We start from the raw sequence: 17,489 nt of genomic DNA, 5'->3' as shown, positions 1-17,489 counted from the left end.
GCGTGGCCGTTCACCCCGGTAGGGCAGCGCGGAATGAGGGTACCGGCGAGGCGGATCCGTCGCTGGTCAGCATCGGTGTCGTCACCGCGATCACGGTCGAGACCTTGGCGGTCCGAGAGGTCCTCGACGACGTCGTCACGGTCCACCTTCCTGGCGACCACCATCCGTACCATTTAGGAACCTTACCGAGCAGTATCGAGTCCGAGCGGCACGTTGTCGCTGTTGCTCAGCAGACCCGTGACGGCACCAGGGACGCGGCCTGGCTCTGTGGACACATGCCGCACTCCTTCGAGAGCCTGCGCGCGTTCGTGATGTGCGGCATCGCGGCGGGCGTGCCCTCGGACGACCCCGGTGGGCACGTCGCGCTCGGCGACATCGTGGTGGCGACCGACGTCGTCGACTACCGGCACGAGCGCCGCGTCGACGGCGGCGACATCCTGCGCGGGGCGGCTCAGCAACCGGGGACCCTGTGGATGGATGCGGATCACCTGGTGCTGTCCGACGAGATGCTGGGCACCCCGCCGTGGCTGCCTCTGCTGGCGGCGGCCGGCGATCCGTTCCGGCGGCCCGATCCGACCGGGCGGCCACGCGCGCATCGGGGCAGGGTGGGCAGCGCCGATCTTCTGCTTCGCGACCGGGCGTACCGCGACGGAGTGGCCCGGGAGCTCGGCCTGTTGGCGTTCGAGATGGAGGGTGCCGGGGTCGCGATCGGCTCGCAGCTCGGCGGGCGGTCCTGGTACATGGTGCGCGGGATCGCGGACCATGGGGACAATTCCACCAAGAGCGACGAATGGCATCCGTACGCGGCGCTGGCGGCCGCCTCCTATCTGCGGTCTGTCCTCGCCCGCTGTGCTCCGTTCGCGCCGGGCCGGCATCGACAGCGATCCAGCAGCTTGGACCCGTTGAGCGCGATTGCGGACGCGCTGGTCGACCTTCGGATCATGCGGGACGAGCAGCAGCGGCGCGCCGTGCTGGATCTGCTGCCGGCGGCGATCCGGGCGCAGATTCCGGAGAACTCGGTGGGGCGCCTGCACATCATCCAGACGGTCACCACGCTCGAGCGCTACCCGCAGGGGCTCGAGGTTCTGCTCGCGGCGCTGCGGCTGACACTGGGGGAGGGGTCACCGGAATTCGTCCAGGCCGAGCGGGTCCTGCGGGTCAACTGGCGAGGCCAGTGACGGGACGTTGCTGCCCAGCCAGCGGGAGACGGCGACCGGGTCGGCCTCCTTGCCGATGCGCGCCTCGCCGAACGCGGCGCTCAGCTCGCCGAGGACGGCGTAGACCCACTCCGGACGGGAGTGCAGCGGCTCCTCCGTCGTGGTCAGGCTCAAGCCGGCCCAGGCATGCAGATCGTGGGGATCGGCGGCGATCGCGCGGCGGTAGGCCTGGCCGGCCGCCTCCCGGTTGCCGGCCAGCACCGCCAGGTCCGAGGCGGTAGCGTCCGCACGGCCGGTGCGGCCCACCAGGTGGTCGCGGGCCAGATCTTGCCAGCTCAGCGACCAGCGGACCGCCGCCGGGGCCGGCTCGACGGCGGCGCGCAGCGGGCCCGGGCCGGCGGGGGCGTCGGCCTGCCAGCCCGCGGCCAGGGAGCGCACCTGCTCGGCGTCGGGATGCAGGTGCCGCAGCCGCCACTCGGCGCGGTGCGAGGCACAGAGGACCCCGGCATCCGCGGCGGCAACCGGGTCCACCGGCTCGGTCTGCCACGACCGGAGGCGTTCCGCGAGCCCGGTCACGAGCTGACGGCCCGCGCCGGTGAGACCGCCCGCGGCGTTCAGCTCGGCCAGGGCCTCGCGCACCTGCTCCCGCGCGTACGCGAATTCGAAGTCGGCGATCCTTCGATACAGCCCCGCCGACACGTGCCGCCGCGCGCGCCAGAAGTCGGCTATGCCGAAGAACGCGTAGACGCCCTGGACCAGGCCGCCCAGCGGGCGCGGGTCGTCGCGCCAGGGTGCGTGGTGTACGGGCTCGCCGTCGTCGGCGGTCATCGGGAGCAGGTGCATCAGGCCGCCCAGCTTGATGTGCTGGAACTCGTGCACCATCGAGACGGCGAGATCGACCTCGTCGACCGGTGGCGAGATCATCATGCTGGCGAACGCCTCGCCGGTCGAGGCGCTGCGGGTGGTGCCCAGCTCGTCGACCGGGAGCGGAACGATGCTCACCACGCCGGCGGCGAACGCCCTCGCCGTCTCGGTGTGATCCCGGCACAGGATCGCCCAGGCGCCCTCGAGCAGCTCTTGCCAGCGGGCCATGGCGGCCTCATCGAGGCGGTCGGGCGCGACCGGATCGGCGAGCTCCCGGAACGGGTCGATGTCGTCCAGGAACACCGACAACGTGGGATCGCCGCCGACCCGCAAGCGGCGCAGCGGCCACCAGCCGTCGGCCTCGCGCGCGGGATCGGCGGGCACGACGACCGTACGGTTGCCGAGCCGCAGGCGCATCTCGCCGCCGGCGCACTCCGCCTGCGCCACCGCGGTGCCGTCCTCGGCGAGGGACGCCATGCCCAGGGTCGGCAGCATCACCCTGCCGTGCCGCACCGGCACCGAGGTGCCCCACGACGCCGCCGCCCGGGCGGTCGCGACCAGGGCGAGCGTGTGCAGGACGCCCGCGTCGGCCCAGAGCTCCTCGCCGGAGGTCGCCCTGCCCCGCTTGCGGCGCAGCGTGTACGCCGCCCACGAGCCCACCTGCGGGTGGAGCAGCAGTCTGCGGCACGCCGCGGGCGCCGCATCGTCGGCCGCCGCCCAGGCCGACCACGCGCCGGCGGCCGGCGGCAACGGTCCCATGTCGGCCGGGTCGTCCAGGGTCTCGCGCACGGTGTCGAGCAGCAGCAGCCGCCGGCTGCGCTGTCCGGCCCAGAGCGTTCCGATCGTCGCGGCGCTGCCGCCGCCGTCGCACAGCTCGGCCAGCTGATCCACCGGAATGTGGTGCTTCGGGAAGACGTGGCTGTCGCGGAGACCGTGCATCACAGGGACTCTCCCGGTCGGAATCAGCGAGGATCGATGCCTATCGTGATCGTACGCACACTCACCGGTGAGCATTGGGACAGAGGCTTGCGACAATGGCTTGGTGGCTCGGGATGAAGTGCAGATCAGCGCCCTGCTCGCGGTCGAGTACGAGCGGCTCAAGGAGGAGCAGAAAGCGCGCATCGGCCTGCGCGACAACCTGATCTACGCGACGCTGGTGGCGATGGCCGCGGTTGTCGCGGCGATGATGCAGTCCGGTGGGCGTACCGATCTTCTGCTGTTGTTGCCGCCGGTCACGTTTCTGCTCGGGTGGACCTACCTCGCGAACGATCAGAAGATCTCGGACATCGGGCGTTACATCCGCGAGCATCTCGGGCCTCGACTCACCTCGCTCGCCGACGACGAGGCGCCGGTATTCGGGTGGGAGTCGGCGCACCGGGTGGGGCCACGGCGGGCCGGGCGCAAGCTGATGCAGCTGCTGGTCGATCTGATGGCGTTCTGCCTGGCGCCGCTCGCGGGGGTGATCGTGGCCTGGGTGGACGGCCACCTCCCGGCGATGCTCGTCGCGCTGTCGGTCGCGGAGGTTGCCCTGCTCGCGCTGCTGGCGATCCACATCGTCCGGGAGGTCGAGATCACCGCCCGCTGAACGGGCCCGTGATCACGCAGGTCACGCCGGGGTACTGGACGTTGATGAACAGGTGCCGGCCGTCGAGGGTGAAGGTCTCGTTCTCGAACCGGCCCATCGCCTTCAGCCGCCGGTGATCGACCAGTGCCACGGCTCCGACGGCAGGTTGACGAAACCGTACGAGGCGGCGTGCGCGGCCAGCCACTTGAACGCGATACTTTCCCGGCTGTTGATGGACTTTCCGCCCGCGGTCATGTCGATGGCCAGCCCGATCTCGTGCAGGGAGCGGCCGGGGATCGCGGTCGGCACCCGGCACGACGACGCGGGCGCGGTCCAGATGTCGGGGCAGCCGTTGATCACCCGCAGCTCGATCTGCCGTTGCTTGGTGCGGAAGCCGCCGCCGGACAACGGAACTCCGTCCCGCGCCGCGTCGTCGATCATGTGCTTGAACGCGTACGTGATGGTCTTGTTGACGGTGATGCCGTAGACCTGGGTGGTGTCGTCGATCGTGAACCCGGCCCGGGTGTCGGTCACGACCTGGGCGCTGATCTTCCGGGCCCGGGCGGCGGCGTCGGCGTCGTACTCGGCCTGGGCGATCTTCTGCTCGGCGTTGCGCAGCGCGACGGTCGCGGCGCGCCAGGCGTCGGAGGCCGCGGTGAGCTTCGCGGTGGTGTTGCGGTAGCGGGTCTGCGCGGTGCGCAGCGCGACGGTCGACGCGGTCAACTCGGCGGTGCGCCGTTTGAGGGTGGCCCCGGCCTTGGCGTCGGATTTCTTGACCGCGGTGAGTGCGGTCGCATACCGCTTCTTGGCGATGCGGTTAGCGCCGGTGGCGGCCGTGACGCCGGCCTGCGCGGTGGCCTGCGAGCGAGCGGCCTGGGTGGCCGTGGCCGAGCTGGTGACGACGGTCCGGCGCAGCTCGGGCAGCATCGTGCGCCATTTGACGGCGTCGCTCGGGTTGAGGCTGTGGTACATGAGCGCGGACCAGGACTTCGCGGTCGCCGGCTGAGCGGCGGCGGCCGGCGTGGCGACGGCGACGATCGGCGCGACGGCCAGGACGGCGGCGGCGATGGCCTGGAACTTCTTCACAACCCGTTCCTCCCCAGGAGCGTGTATGCCGGAGGCCCGCACCATTGGGGAGTGCGGGCCTCCGTTACGCCGGATGCATTCGGTCACCGGCGCTGCTCCTGAAGGAATTCGCTCAGGTCAGGGCGAACTTCTGCGCTCCGCTACCGTTGCAATCCCAGATCTGCAACCGAGTGCCGTTGGCCGTTGCCCCGTTCGGCGAGTCCAGGCAGCGTCCCGACTGCGGGTTGCGCAGCGAGCCGTCGGACTGCTGCTGCCACACCTGCCCGCCTACGCCGTTGCAATCCCAGAGCTCCACCTGCGTCCCGTTCGCGGTGCCGTTGCCGGCGATGTCGAGGCAGCGCCCGAGAGCGCGCAGCGAGCCGTTGCTGTTGCGGAACAAATGCTGGTCGACCGCGTACGACTGGCAGTCCCACAACTGCACAGCCGCGCCGTTGCCACCGATGTCGTCGGCCGCGACGTCGATGCATTTGCTGCCCGGCCCCACGGCCGGTCCGCCGCCGTTGACCGCGAACTTCTGCGCCGCGGCGCCGTTGCAATCCCAGATCTGCAGCCGTGTCCCATTCGCCGTGGCCCCGTTCGGGGAGTCCAGGCAACGCCCCGACTGCGGGTTACGCAGCGACCCGTCCGCCTGCTGGATCCACTTCTGGCCGCCGACACCGTTGCAGTCCCACAATTCGAGTTGGGCGCCTCCGGCCGTACCGTTGCCGACGATGTCGAGACAGCGACCCAGCACCCGCAGCGAGTTGTCCGCGAAGTGTGCCCAATGCTGGTCCTCGGCATAGGGCTGGCAGTCCCACAACTGCACCGCCGTGCCGTTGACCCCGGTGTCGTCCGCGGCGACGTCGACGCATTTGACGCCCGGCCCGGTGATCGTGCCCTGCGGACCGTTCGGCACGTTGGTCTGGCCCGAATAGCCGACCGAGACGATGTTCGCCTGCACCGCGTTGTCCGCCGCGTCGGTCGGATAGCCGCTGGTCATCACGCCCTCGAAGAACGTGCCCATGTTGCGGTTCGAGTTGTCGCCGCCGGTGCCCAGGATGATCGACCCTTCCTGGTGCATCGGAATGTAGCCGCCGCGGTTCGGGAGCGCGCCGTTCCACCACGTCGACAGGCCACCCGACTGGGAATTTCCGCCCTTCAACGCGTACGTGGTCTGGCCGTTGTTCTTCAAAAGCGCCGTCACGAAGGTGCTGTTGTTGCCGAGGTTCGCCGTATTGGAGCCGTTGGCGCCCTGGAACATGCCGTTCTCGAGGTCGGCCTCGACCCACGGACCCGACCCGGTGCACGGCGCGAAATAGCAGGTCGTCGCGATGCTGACCGCGTCCATGTGCCCGTTTCCGGTGTCGGCGACCTGCGCCTCGGCGTTGCCGTAGTCGAAGCAGCAGTCGCTGCCCACATGCGTGCCGCTGGCGACCATGTACATGCCCTCGGGCTGGCCGTTCTGCGCGACACCGGCGCCGACGTAATGGCGATAGCCATGCTGCGGCGAAATCCAGATTCCGTACGCCTTGTGCCCGCCCGCCGTGATCGCGATTTCGCTCGCGTCGGCCGGATAGTCGGCCGGCCCCGCCGTGCCCGCCGGCGAAACCGTGAGGTCGTTGTGCCGCGCCGACTGGTCGTAGATTTTCGTGATCGAGCAGGTGGTGTTGTTGCAGAACGCGTCGTGGTCGCCGGCGTTGGCGTAGCCGCCGGCCGCCAGCAGGCCGACGTCGTGGGTGGCCCGGTCGGAGGCGCGGGTGAGCTGGTAGAGCGGGCCGTTGTAGGCGGCGAAGAGCGCGCGGACGGTGCTGTGCGCGGCCACGCAGGGGGTGCCCGCCGCGCCGTAGATGTCGCAGGGGAGGGAGGTGGCCGCGGCGGCGGTGCCGGGGAAGCCGATCAGCATGCCGAGCAGGACGAGGGCCGCGCCGAGCGCGGAGAGACGATGTCTGCGCATGGGGATGTGCTCCTCATTCGGGGGAACGGAGCGGTGGGGATTGCGCTGACCGGCCAGGACAGGCATTGAAGTTGTTAACTGTGTTGGAAGTTACGCCCGGTGCTCGAATGAGTCAATCTGTGCGCGAATGTTGTTTGTTTTTGTTGAAATGAACGGATGGGTACCCTGTTCCGGTCGAGGTCCGAGATTCGGAGGTTTCCGGTGAGCAAGGTGATCATGGGGTGCGCCGCCGTCTCGATCGACGGGTTCATCGCCGACGAGAACGACGGCATCGGCCCGCTCTTCGACTGGGCTACCAACGGCGACGTCGAGTGGACGTGGAGCGGTCAGCCGGAGGAGCACGCGATGCGCAGCACGCGCCCCTCCATCGAGTTCGTGCGGGAGGTCTACCCGCGTATCGGCTGCGTGATCATGGGCCGCCGGCTGTTCGACCTCACCGACGGGTGGGACGGCGTGCCGGCCGCCGGCGAGCACGTCTTCGTCGTGACGCACGAGGCGCCGACGGACTGGAAGCACGCGGGCACTGCCCCGTTCACGTTCGTCACCGACGGGGTCGAGTCGGCGATCTCGCGGGCGCGGGCGTTCGCCGGCGACGACCGGATCGTCGACCTCGCCGCCGGCCAGATCGGCGGTCAGGCGCTGCGGCTCGGGCTGGTCGACCAGGTCGTGATGAACGTCGTTCCGGTTGTGTTCGGGTCGGGCCGCCCGTTCTTCGGCGCGATGGGCGCCGGCGACGCCGTCCGCCTCGACGACCCCGCCCGCGTCGTCCGCGGCGACCGCGTGACGCATCTGCTGTACGACGTCTCCCGCCCGGCGGCATGACGGTGAGCGACCTGACGCCGTACACGAAGAAGCTTGTCGTTCCGGCCGGCTTCGACCCACCGCGCCGCCTGGAGTTCGACGACGTCGCCGCGCACGCGATCAGCCGGGACGACCTCGCCGAGGACGTGCGCGGCATCAACGCCAGCCTCGACCTCATCCGCGAGACGCGAGGCGGGCGCTGGCCGACCGGCCCGGTGACGGAGGAGGAGAACTACGTCGACCTGATCTGGCACGAGTGCGAGTTCCGCGACAGCAAGTCCTTCACGTTCGTGCTGGAGGCGCGCGACCGCGGCTACATCGGATGCGCCTACCTGTATCCGCTCGGCGTCCGCGCGCCGCTGACGGCCGGGCTCGCGCAGCATGACGTCGACGTGAGCTGGTGGGTAACGCCGGACGCGTACGAGGCGGGGTATTACGAGCGGGTTTTCCGGGCCCTCGAGCGGTGGGTCGTCACCGACTACCCGTTCATCCGGCCGCACTACTCCAACGTCCGGCTACCGCCCGGGTAGCCTGCCCGTCATGCAGCCCGCCACGAAGCTGGAACGCCGGGTCGTGACCGCCGCCGAGCAGGCGCTGACGAGCCGGCGCTACGTGAGCCCGCTCGACGTGCTGACCGGGATCGGCTGGGTGCCGCCCGGGCTGGTGACCGACTGGCAGCAGGGCCGGGCGCCGCACCTGGAGGCGGTCGCGGTGGTGTCGGCCGACCGGCTCGCCGACGCGCTGGAGGTGTTCCACCGCTGGGTGGACAGCCGCGGCCTGCGCCCCAGCGAGGTCGAGTACCTGGCGGCCACCCGCGACCGGCAGCCGCTGCGCTTCACCGCCGCCGGCGATCCCGCGCTGGAGCTGACGTACCGCACTCACTGGATGCCGGCCGACCTGCCGGAGCGGCAGCGCGAGCAGCTGACCGCGAAGCAGAGCAAGCCGCCGGAGCTGGTGGTGGTGCAAGCGCTGAAGGCGTTCACCTGCGTCGGCTGCGGGCGCGGCGACGCCGACCTGTTGATGATGGAGAACGCCGGGCCGGTCTGCCTCACCTGCGCCGACCTCGATCACCTGGTGTTCCTGCCGGCCGGCGACGCCGCGATGACCCGACGGGCCAAGAAGGCGAGCCGGCTCGCGGCGGTGGTGGTGCGCTTCAACCGTTCCCGCAAGCGCTACGAACGGCAGGGACTGCTGGTCGAGGAGGCGGCGGTCGAGCAGGCCGAGCACGAGTGTCTCTCCGACGAGGACGCCCGGGCCCGCCGCCGCGAGCGGGACCGGGAGCGGCGGGAGGCCGCGGACGAGACCTTCCAGCAGGAGCTCGCCCAGCTCATATTCCAGCTGTTCCCCGGCTGCCCGCCACCGCGGGCGGCCGCGATCAGCGAGCACACGGGCACGCGCGGCAGCGGCCGGGTGGGTCGCAGCGCCGCCGGCCGGGCGCTCGACCCGGACGCCGTGACCCGGGCCGTGGTCGCCTCGGTGCGGCACGAGGACACCGCGTACGACGAGCTGCTGATGGCCGGCGTGCCCCGCGACCAGGCCCGGGAGCAGATCCGGAACGACATCGACCGGGTCCTCGACCGCTGGCGGCGCGAACCGTCCTAGACCGGCTGCTGCCGGCGCACCATCTCGGTGATCCAGATGGGTGCGAACGGCGACGTGCAGTTGGGCGGCGTCGGGTAGTCCTTGAGCACCCCCAGGCGCTCACCGATGCCGATGGCCCGGACGCGGTACGAAGGATGGTCGATGCCGATCTGAGCGAGGCAATGGTTCATCGCCCATTGCAGGCGGTCCGGGGCGTCCTTCATCTGCGCCTCGATGACGTCGAGCAGCTCGTCGAGGTCGAGGCCCTCGGGCTTCCTGGCCACGCGCTCGGTGGTCAGCGCCCAGCCGGCGCTCGCGACCACCGGATCCGGATCGGCGGACCAGGCCAGGCGCAGCTGTTCGGCGTGCGGGCTCTTCTTCACCACGTAACTGACGAGCCAGTCGTGCACCTTGGGGGTGCGCGCCTCCCGCAGCATGGCGTCCAACTCGTCACGCTCGAAGGCCTTCGGGCGGCAGATCAGCATCGCCAGCAGTCGCGCCGCGGCGTCATCCGTCCGCCAGAGCTCGCGCGCCAGCTCCTGCTGCGTCTTCAACCGCTTCGCGACCGCGCGCAGCAGGCCGAGGTTCACGGCGTGCTCGTCGCCGTGCTTCCGGTTCACATCGCGGATCTTCGGGTCTTCGAGGGCGGCCAGCTCGGCCATCACCTCGGCCACGGTCGTCGCGGTCACCTGACCTCCGGTCCATCGCGCTAAAGTCGTCCGGTGCGGGAAGGGTAACCAGCGTAATCCCGATGGGCATTCTGGCCGGGGCTGACGAAAGATGGTCCGGCTGACGGAGGTCGGCCGACTCGTGCCGGACCCGGTCGCCGGCCTCCATCTCCAGACAGGCGGGTCCGTCTCAGAATGAGACGGGCGGGGACGGCGCGACGGGATGTCATAGGCAGCATGGAGCTGGCGGAGATGTTCGCCCTGTTCGGCGCGCTGGGGATGGTGCTCGCCGGATGCAACGTCCTCGCGCTCAAGGTGGTGCAACCGAACGACGTGCCCGCCTACGTCCGCGCCCGGGTCCGTTTCTGGACCGCGCACAACTCGACCTTCATGGCCGGCAGCGCCGTCCTCGGCGCCGCCGGCCTGACCTGGCTTTTCCTGGTCTGACGCAGACCTGGACTAGAACAAATCAAATATCAGGTACGCGTTGAGCCCGATGATCAGAACGGCCACCGTGCCCGCCACGAAGGTCGTCATGGGGTGGTTCACGAACGTGCCCATGATGTCCCGCCGCCGGGTCACCATCAGCAGCGGCACCAGCGCGAACGGAATCCCGAACGACAGCACCACCTGCGAGATCACCAGACTGTCCGTGGGCGGCAGCCCCAGCGCCAGCACCGTCAGCGCCGGCGTCATCGTCACCGCCCGCCGCACGAACAGCGGGATCCGCCGCCGGATGAACCCCTGCATGACGATCTGCCCGGCATATGTCCCGACCGAGGACGACGACAACCCGGACGCCAGCAGCGCCACCGCGAACGCCAGCGCCGCCCCGCCCCCGACCAGCCGGCCGAGTCCGTCGTGCGCGGCCTGGATCGTGTCGCCCTCGAGGGAGACCGCCGACCCGTGGAACAGCGACGCCGCCACCACCAGCATGGACAGGTTGATCAGCCCGGCCGCCCCGAGCCCGATCATCACGTCGAGCCGCTGGAAGCGCAGCAGCTCCCGCCGCTCGCCGTCGTCGCGGCAGGCCACCCGCGACTTGGTCAGCGCCGAGTGCAGGTACACCACGTGCGGCATGACCGTCGCGCCGATGATGCCGCAGACCAGCAGCAGGCTGTTGCTGCCCGCGAGCCGCGGCATGAGCCCCGACGCGACTCCGGCCGGATCGGCGCCGACAACGATCAAGTCGTACAGAAAACCCAGCAGGACAATGCCCAGAAGCCCGGCAATCGCCAGTTCGAAGCGGCGATAGCCGCGTTGCTCGAGGGCCAGGATGCCGAACGCGACCACCGCCGTGATCAGCCCGGCCGGGAACAGCGGCACGTGGAACAACAGGTAGAGGCCGACCGCCGCGCCCAGGAACTCGGCCAGGTCGGTCGCCATCGCGATGATCTCGGCTTGCGCCCAGAGGCCGCGCGACACCGGGCGGGGCAGGTGTTCCCGGCACAGTTCGGGCAGGTCGCGGCCGGTGGCGACGCCGGCCTTCGCGGAGAGGTACTGCACCAGCATGGCGGTGAGGTTGGCGACGACGATGACCCAGACCAGCGTGTAGCCGAACTTCGCGCCGGCGGTGAAGTTGGTGGCGAAGTTACCCGGATCGATGTAGGCGACCGCGGCGACGAAGGCCGGGCCGAGCAGCGCGATCGTGCCCCGAAGTCGACCCCGAGCCCGAATTTGACGGAAAACGGACTCGGGGACGACCTCGACCCCTTCAATGAGGCCCATCTATCCGACCGACGGGCCGAGACCGAGCGACTGCGGGGTGCTGGAGTCCGGCGACGGCTGGCGCAGGCCCTCGTCGAGCTCGCCGATCTCGGTCATCAGCGCGGGGCTGCCACCCCACGGCGTCTGCTCCTCGGCGACCAGGGTGTTGGTCGTGAGCAGCAGGCCGGCGACCGACGCGCCGTTCTGCAGCGCCGAGCGGGCGACCCGCAGCGGGTCCACGATGCCCATCTCGATCATGTTCCCGTAGCGGCCTTGCAGCGCGTCGAAGCCCTCGTCCGGCCCGAGCTGGCCGACCCGGGCGACGACCTCCTGGCCGGAGAAGCCGGCGTTGGTGGCGATCAGGAACGCCGGCTCGGGCAGCGCACGCCGCACGATGTCGATGCCGGTGGCGTAGTCCTCGTCCTTGATCTCCAGGTTGTCGAGCGCGTCCGCGGCGTGCAGCAGGGCAGCGCCGCCGCCGGCCACGATCCCCTCGGCCATCGCCGCGCGGGTGGCCGAAAGCGCGTCCTCGACCCGGTGTTGCAGCTCCTTGAGCTCGGCGGGCGTCGGGGCGCCGACGTGAATCACCGCGACCTTCCCGGTCAGGGCGCCGATCCGCTCGGTGAGAATGTCCTCGTCCGCGCCGAACGTCGCGCGGGCCAGCTCCGCCCGCAGCTGGGTGACCCGGAACTCGATGTCGTCGGGGGAGCCGCCGCCACCCACGATCGCGGTGCGCTCCGACTCGACCCGTACCTGGTCGGCCCGGCCGAGCTGGTCGATGGTCATCGTCTCGAGGGTGAAGCCGGAGTGCCGGCTGTAGACGGCGCCACCGGTGATCGCGGCGATGTCCTCGAGCTTGTGCAGCCGCCGGTCGCCGAAGCCGGGCGCGCGCACGGCCACGCATTGGAAGATGCCGTTGACGTGGTTGTGGGTGAGCATCGACAGCGCGGTGCCCTCGACGTTCTCGGCGATGATGATCAGCGGCCGCGGCGCCCGCATGATCTTGTCGAGCAGGGGCATGAGCTGCTGCACCTTGGTGATCTTCTCGCTGCACAGCAGGATGTAGGGGTCGTCGACGATCGCCTCGAGCCGTCCCGGGTCGGTGACCATGTAGGGCGACAGGTAGCCGTTGTCGAACTCGAAGCCCTCCACGAAGTCGACGCTCATCCCGTGCCGCTGCGACTCCTCGACGGTCACGATGCCGCCGTCGCCCACCGTGTGCAGCGCCTTCGCGATGACCGAGCCCACGGTGTCGTCGTCGTTGGCCGAGATGGCCGCGACTCGCATCAGCTCCTCTTCGCTGCTCACCGCGCGGGAAACGATGCGCAGCCGCTCCACGAGACGGTCAACCGCAAGATCAACACCACGTTTCACGAGTACGGGATTAGCACCCGTCCCGATGGCGGACATGCCCTCCCGGACGATCGCCTGCGCCAGCACGGTCGCGGTGGTGGTCCCGTCGCCGACGATGTCGTTGGTCTTGATCGCGGCTTCCTTGACCAGCTGCGCGCCCATGTTCTCGAACTGGTCCTTGAGGTAGATCTCCCGCGCGATGGTGACGCCGTCGTTGGTGACCACGGGCGAGCCGGTGATCTTCTCGATGATGACGTTGCGGCCTTTCGGGCCCAGCGTCGACTTGACCGCCTCGGCCAGCTTGTCGACCCCGGTCAGTAGGAGGGTGCGCGCGTCCGCGCCGAATCGAAGTTCCTTGGCCATCGCGGGTTATCTCCTCGGGCTCGGGCGTTAGTCCGGTTATGGGCGGCGGGCGGGGTGGTCGGATGGCTCTTCGCCCTGGCCGTCGGTGGTGTAGCGGTGCCGCAGCATGCCGCGGCAGATGCCGGTGTTCGCGTCGAGGCTGGTGCGGGTCAGGCGGGCCTTGCGCAGGTGCAGCGGCACCGATGCGACGCCGATCGGGGCGCCGGTGCTGGGATCGATCAGAAGGGGCGCCCCGTCGTCGAAAGGCAGTCCGAGCTCGCGGCGCCGACGACGCAGCCGGTCGAGCGCGGCCGACGAAGGCACATCGCCGAGCGTGGCGGCGGCGAGCTCGTCCGGGCCGAGACCGAGCGGGCGACACACGACGTCGGTCCCGGCCATGACCGATTTACGAAGGAAGTCCGCGCGCAGGCTGTCCAGCTCGTCGACTGCCTCACCCTCGAACGACCGCACGAACCCGGCCCGGGCGGCGACGCCGTCGTTGATCGCGTCGGACGCGAAATGATCATCGAGAACAACGGCCGTGCGCCGCACTCCATCGAGGGCGGACACCGAGTCGTACGCGTCGGCCACCATCAGATAGGCGAAGTTCGGCGCACAGAAGTAGGTCGGCAGCCTCAGGTGCACCTCGGCCGTCCCGTCGTCGTCGACATCGGCGGACGTGACGAAGCCGAGCGTGGTGATCGGCTCGTCCAGCTCGGGGTCGCGCACCTCCGCCAGAGCGGCGAGGATGCGCGACCCCATCATGGCGCTGGTCATGCCGGCGAAGCCGCCGGCGACCCGGAGCTGACGCCGACCGCGTCGTCCCGGGCCGCCGGAGCCCCCTCGCCCGCGCCGAGCTGGTATTCCCGCGGTACCTCGATGCCGTAGAGCTTCGCGGCGTTGAGGCCGAGGATCTTCTTCTTGGTGGCCGTGGTCACCCTCGGGAAATCGTCGAACTCCGCACCGGGATAGTCCCAGTCGACGAAGCCCTCGATCTGCCACTTCGGCTCCCAGATGCCGTAGTCGCTGCCGAAGGTCATCTTGTCCTCGCCCACCCAGAACAGCAGCTCGCCCATGACCTTCGCAAAGAACCGGGGGCGTGCGTGCATGAGGCCGCCGATCACCACGGACAGCCCGGCGTACACGTTGGGCTCCTGCGTCGCCATGAAGCAGAAGTCCTCGATCCGGGGCAGCCCGACGTGCTCGACGATGAAGTTGAGCGCCGGGAAGTCGGTCGCGGCATGGTCCACGTCGGAGACGTCGAACGCGTCCTTGTCCAGCGGCCAGATGGTCGGGCCCTTGTGCACGTGGATGTTCTTGATGCCGAGCTCCTGGCACTTCTCGAGGTACCGGTACGCGGCCGGGTCCTTGAGCGTCCAGCCGCGCGAGCCGTTGTTCCACTCGGCGGTGTAGAGCTTCACCCCGATGCTGCCGTAGCGGTCGACGTTCTCGGCGAGCTTCTTGAGCCCGTCGTCGCCGTCGCGCGGGTCCCACCGGGTGTTCGCGATGAACTTGCCGGGGTGCTTGGCGCCGAGCGCGGCGTTGCGCTCGGTCGTGTTGAAGCCCTCCTTGTACCACTCGGTCAGGTACGTCGGCTGGAAGATCGCGACGTCCACGTACCCGTCCTGGAAGACGTCCTTCATCAGGTCGTCCTCGGTGTAGGCCATGAACTTCTCGATCGGCCAATGCGTCTCGGCGGGGCCGAGACCCTGGTACGCGTGGAAGCACTCGATCCAGCCCTTGGCGTACTGCTCGGCCCCCGGCACCCAGTTGGACGGCGCCGCGTTCCAGTAGTGCATGTGGCTGTCGACGACGAAGTACTTTTCCCCGTCCTTCTCGTACAAGGCGCTACCTCCTGTCGGCCTGCAGGTCGAAGCCGATGAACTCGGCCGCGTCCTCGGGGTTGGCGAACATGATCGTGCGGTCGTCCTCGTGGATCATGCGGCCGTAGTGGGTCGACATGCTCTCCTCGAACTGGGCCGCGTCGAAGAAGCCGGGCTCCTCGCCGAGCGCCTCGGAGACCTCGTCGTAGACGACGTCCATCCGGTTGGTGGCGTCCACCCGGATCATCGAGGGCAGGGGCGTCACCCGTACGTTCGGCTTGGTCTTCATGACGTCGGCGACGACCACGCCGATCTGGTTGTTCATGAGCGTGAAGCCGCACATGTTCGACGCCGTGTTGTCCGACTTGAACGGGCTCTCCGCGATCTTGAACTGCGTCATCGCTCCAGCTCCTTCGGAAGGTCCAGGCCCAGGTCCTCGACGATGCCGGCGAAGCGGCTCTTGACCCGGTCGAGCGCGTCCTCGAAGCGCGCCGGCTTGCTGTCCGGCTGCGACCACAGCGGCTGCATCGCCCGGGCCGCCGGGACCGCGAGACCGACCCAGTTGGCCAGCCAGCCGTTGAGGATCCGGCTGTTGTGCTCGGCGAACTCACGATCGTTGGTGAGCAGCTCGAAGATCGCCCGGCTGTAGCGCAGGTCGCGCTCGGAGAAGTCGAACTCCTCGGCGCCCACGATCGTCGGGGTGACGAAGTCGCCGTTGCGCGCGGCGGCCTGCATCACCAGGTGGCTGCGGAACAGCTCGCCGACCAGCGGCTGGAAGACCACGTTGGCCGCGAAGATCGCCTCGCCCCAGTCGTCGATCGCGGTCAGCCGCTCGGCCAGGTCGCGCACGCCCTGCCAGGCCGGGTCGGAGTTCCAGGTCTCCAGGTGCGCGCTGCCGTCGAAGCCGGGGATCTCCTCGCTGAGCGTGAGCTGGTACAGCGCGAGATCCTGGGCGGCCCGGATCAGGTGCATGCTGTTCACGGCGATGGCGGTGTTGTGCATGTTGGTGGGTCCGCGCCGGTTCGCGTTCGCGAACAGGTAGAGGCCGAGCCCGTGGTCGACGTGCATCCACGCGCCGACGTGCTGCGCCACGAACCGCACCCAGTTGGGGCCCCACTGCTCGAACGACTTGGCCTGCTTGGCGGCGTCGATGTTCTGGTTGACCTGCCGCACCACGTTCGCGTTGTAGCGGTACAGCGACAGCTCCCACTCCTCGTTGGGGTCGCGGAACTCGTGCCAGCCGTGCGCCGGCCACTCGTAGCCCTGTCCGCCCGTCCCCGGACCGCGCTCGGGCTCGGGGCGGTCGCTGCCCCACGCCTTGAGGGCGGTCCACTCCAGCGGGTAGCCGCCCCGGCCGTCGGAGAATCCGTAGAGCCAGCCCTGGGCGAGGTAGTGCCGTGGGTCCGGCTGCACCTCGACCGTGACGTCCTCGTAGTGGGTCTGCTTGCGCTTCTGCGGGACGTAGTAGTTGAAACGGCGCGCGGTCGAGTCCGGGAACTCCTTTGCGCCGGCCTCGGCGTCGGTGAAGACGGGCTTGGGAACGCTACGTTCCGTCGCGGTCGTCATCAGTCCTCCCCACCTGTGGTCGTGAACTTGTCGTAGTAGATGTGCTTCTCGGGGGCGCCGAGCGTGGCCAGCAGCGGCATGGCCGCCTCGACCATCGGGGGCGGCCCGCAGAGGTAGGCGTGCGCGCCCTTGAGGTCGACCTCGTAGCGCTTGAGCACGTCGGTGATGAACCCGACTTCACCGTCCCAGTCCTCGCCCTCGGCCGGCTCGGACAGAGCGGGCACGAACTGGAAGTCCGGGAGCTTCTCGCTGAGGGCCTCGATCTCCGCGACAAAGCAAAGATCTTCTGCCGTACGGGCGCCGTAGTAGAAAACGGCTTTGCGCTCGATCCCGCGCTCGGCCATCGACCGCAGCAGCGCGAGGATCGGGGCCAGCCCGGCCCCACCGCCCACGAAGATCAGGTCTCGGTCGGGGGCGTCGCGCAGCGTGAACACCCCGAACGGGCCGGTCAGGTCGAGCCGGTCGCCGACCTTCAGCTTCCCGTCCAGGAACGAGGAGAAGACCCCGTCCGGATAGACCTTGATGACGAACTCGAGCCGGCCACCCTCTTTGCTCGACGTGTTCGCCATCGAGAAGGAGCGGGTGATCTCGGTGCCCGGCACCTTGATGTCCATGTACTGGCCGGGGAAGAACGTGATCTCGGCCGGCTCGATCAGCTTGAGCACGAGGTGCCGGAGATCGTGTGTCACCTTGTCGATCGACACGACCTCCGCCACCGCGTTCACGATGGGCAGCCCCGAGCGGATCATCTCCTCGTCGAAGTTGAGCAGCTCGATCGTCACGTCCTCGTACACGTGCGCCCGGCACAGGAGCGTGAACCCCTCCTCCTTCTCGTAGTCGGGCAGCGCGAACGTGGAGTAGCGGTCGAGCTCGATGTCGTCACCGTCGAGGACGAACGACTTGCAGGCCGCGCACTGGCCCTCCTTGCACCCGTGCATGAGCATCAGCCCCTGCTCGGACGCGGAGCGCAGCACGGTCTGCTCCTCGTCGACCTCGATCTCGATGCCGACCGGCTCGAACCGGACCCGGTGCTTCTCGCCCATC

18 protein-coding genes are annotated in these 17,489 nt (G+C 69.5%); 6 read left to right on the top strand and 12 right to left on the bottom strand.

Going from position 1 to position 17,489, the window contains the following annotated elements:
* Nucleotides 1-2: 2 nt before the first annotated feature.
* Nucleotides 3-1,178, top strand: coding sequence for a hypothetical protein (locus ACIA5D_RS45775; protein WP_396036971.1), 1,176 nt, complete (start codon nucleotides 3-5; stop codon nucleotides 1,176-1,178).
* Here the strand turns inward: ACIA5D_RS45775 and ACIA5D_RS45770 are convergent.
* Nucleotides 1,122-2,960: an HEXXH motif domain-containing protein gene (locus tag ACIA5D_RS45770; protein ID WP_396036970.1), complete on the bottom strand. Its 1,839-nt coding sequence runs from the start codon at nucleotides 2,958-2,960 to the stop codon at nucleotides 1,122-1,124. The two genes, ACIA5D_RS45775 and ACIA5D_RS45770, sit on opposite strands and share 57 nt — an antisense overlap.
* Before the next feature lie 103 nt (nucleotides 2,961-3,063).
* Between ACIA5D_RS45770 and ACIA5D_RS45765 the strand changes: the two genes are divergently transcribed.
* The gene (locus tag ACIA5D_RS45765) at nucleotides 3,064-3,606 is read left to right on the top strand and encodes a hypothetical protein (RefSeq protein WP_396036969.1); all 543 of its coding nucleotides are present in this window, start codon (nucleotides 3,064-3,066) and stop codon (nucleotides 3,604-3,606) included.
* Here the strand turns inward: ACIA5D_RS45765 and ACIA5D_RS45760 are convergent.
* The 3 genes from ACIA5D_RS45760 to ACIA5D_RS45750 form a co-directional block, all read right to left on the bottom strand.
* A complete protein-coding gene (locus ACIA5D_RS45760) occupies nucleotides 3,593-3,736 on the bottom strand; it encodes a hypothetical protein (protein ID WP_396036968.1) in 144 nt (47 codons plus the stop codon). The genes ACIA5D_RS45765 and ACIA5D_RS45760 overlap by 14 nt on opposite strands.
* Nucleotides 3,709-4,671 carry a M15 family metallopeptidase gene (locus ACIA5D_RS45755; RefSeq protein WP_396036967.1) on the bottom strand — a complete coding sequence of 321 codons (963 nt, stop codon included), beginning with the start codon at nucleotides 4,669-4,671 and terminating at the stop codon, nucleotides 3,709-3,711. The genes ACIA5D_RS45760 and ACIA5D_RS45755 overlap by 28 nt, the downstream gene beginning before the upstream one ends.
* A 112-nt stretch (nucleotides 4,672-4,783) precedes the next feature.
* Nucleotides 4,784-6,604: an arabinofuranosidase catalytic domain-containing protein gene (locus ACIA5D_RS45750; protein WP_396036966.1), complete on the bottom strand. Its 1,821-nt coding sequence runs from the start codon at nucleotides 6,602-6,604 to the stop codon at nucleotides 4,784-4,786.
* A gap of 201 nt (nucleotides 6,605-6,805) precedes the next feature.
* Between ACIA5D_RS45750 and ACIA5D_RS45745 the strand changes: the two genes are divergently transcribed.
* Genes ACIA5D_RS45745 through ACIA5D_RS45735 form a run of 3 tightly spaced genes read left to right on the top strand, consistent with a single transcriptional unit; the run spans nucleotide 6,806 to nucleotide 9,007 of the window.
* Complete coding sequence (locus ACIA5D_RS45745) at nucleotides 6,806-7,426, top strand: dihydrofolate reductase family protein (protein WP_396036965.1); 621 nt, start codon at nucleotides 6,806-6,808, stop codon at nucleotides 7,424-7,426.
* Nucleotides 7,423-7,935, top strand: coding sequence for a GNAT family N-acetyltransferase (locus ACIA5D_RS45740; protein WP_396036964.1), 513 nt, complete (start codon nucleotides 7,423-7,425; stop codon nucleotides 7,933-7,935). Before ACIA5D_RS45745 ends, ACIA5D_RS45740 begins: the two co-directional genes overlap by 4 nt.
* Nucleotides 7,936-7,945: 10 nt before the next feature.
* The gene (locus ACIA5D_RS45735; protein ID WP_396036963.1) at nucleotides 7,946-9,007 is read left to right on the top strand and encodes a DUF2293 domain-containing protein; all 1,062 of its coding nucleotides are present in this window, start codon (nucleotides 7,946-7,948) and stop codon (nucleotides 9,005-9,007) included.
* Here the strand turns inward: ACIA5D_RS45735 and ACIA5D_RS45730 are convergent.
* Complete coding sequence (locus ACIA5D_RS45730; RefSeq protein ID WP_396037032.1) at nucleotides 9,004-9,648, bottom strand: DNA alkylation repair protein; 645 nt, start codon at nucleotides 9,646-9,648, stop codon at nucleotides 9,004-9,006. The genes ACIA5D_RS45735 and ACIA5D_RS45730 overlap by 4 nt on opposite strands.
* Nucleotides 9,649-9,891: 243 nt before the next feature.
* On the opposite strand from ACIA5D_RS45730, the gene ACIA5D_RS45725 reads away from it, so the two are divergent.
* Nucleotides 9,892-10,101 carry a hypothetical protein gene (locus tag ACIA5D_RS45725; protein ID WP_396036962.1) on the top strand — a complete coding sequence of 70 codons (210 nt, stop codon included), beginning with the start codon at nucleotides 9,892-9,894 and terminating at the stop codon, nucleotides 10,099-10,101.
* 12 nt (nucleotides 10,102-10,113) lie between these two features.
* Here ACIA5D_RS45725 and ACIA5D_RS45720 read toward each other — a convergent pair whose 3' ends face one another.
* The 7 genes from ACIA5D_RS45720 to ACIA5D_RS45690 are packed head-to-tail and all read right to left on the bottom strand — an operon-like array spanning nucleotide 10,114 to nucleotide 17,488.
* Nucleotides 10,114-11,382: an Nramp family divalent metal transporter gene (locus ACIA5D_RS45720; RefSeq protein WP_396036960.1), complete on the bottom strand. Its 1,269-nt coding sequence runs from the start codon at nucleotides 11,380-11,382 to the stop codon at nucleotides 10,114-10,116.
* Nucleotides 11,383-13,077 carry a chaperonin GroEL gene (gene groL, locus ACIA5D_RS45715; RefSeq protein WP_396036958.1) on the bottom strand — a complete coding sequence of 565 codons (1,695 nt, stop codon included), beginning with the start codon at nucleotides 13,075-13,077 and terminating at the stop codon, nucleotides 11,383-11,385. It lies immediately after the preceding gene.
* A gap of 36 nt (nucleotides 13,078-13,113) precedes the next feature.
* On the bottom strand, nucleotides 13,114-13,833 hold the full coding sequence (locus tag ACIA5D_RS45710; RefSeq protein ID WP_396036957.1) for an iron-sulfur cluster assembly protein: 720 nt from the start codon (nucleotides 13,831-13,833) through the stop codon (nucleotides 13,114-13,116).
* Entirely contained in the window at nucleotides 13,830-14,900 is a 1,071-nt protein-coding gene (locus tag ACIA5D_RS45705) for an amidohydrolase family protein (RefSeq protein ID WP_396036956.1), read from the bottom strand. Before ACIA5D_RS45705 ends, ACIA5D_RS45710 begins: the two co-directional genes overlap by 4 nt.
* Before the next feature lie 4 nt (nucleotides 14,901-14,904).
* On the bottom strand, nucleotides 14,905-15,279 hold the full coding sequence (gene mimD, locus ACIA5D_RS45700; protein WP_396036955.1) for a propane 2-monooxygenase effector subunit MimD: 375 nt from the start codon (nucleotides 15,277-15,279) through the stop codon (nucleotides 14,905-14,907).
* Entirely contained in the window at nucleotides 15,276-16,445 is a 1,170-nt protein-coding gene (locus ACIA5D_RS45695) for a toluene hydroxylase (RefSeq protein WP_396036954.1), read from the bottom strand. Before ACIA5D_RS45695 ends, mimD begins: the two co-directional genes overlap by 4 nt.
* A complete protein-coding gene (locus ACIA5D_RS45690) occupies nucleotides 16,445-17,488 on the bottom strand; it encodes an NADH:ubiquinone reductase (Na(+)-transporting) subunit F (protein WP_396036953.1) in 1,044 nt (347 codons plus the stop codon). Before ACIA5D_RS45690 ends, ACIA5D_RS45695 begins: the two co-directional genes overlap by 1 nt.
* Nucleotide 17,489 lies beyond the last annotated feature (1 nt).

The sequence above is a fragment of the Actinoplanes sp. NPDC051513 genome, from assembly GCF_044454685.1.
In the GTDB taxonomy this organism is placed as follows: Bacteria; Actinomycetota; Actinomycetes; order Mycobacteriales; family Micromonosporaceae; genus Actinoplanes.
Note: the sequence above shows the minus strand (reverse complement) of the source record. Positions and strands in the feature narration are given on the sequence as shown.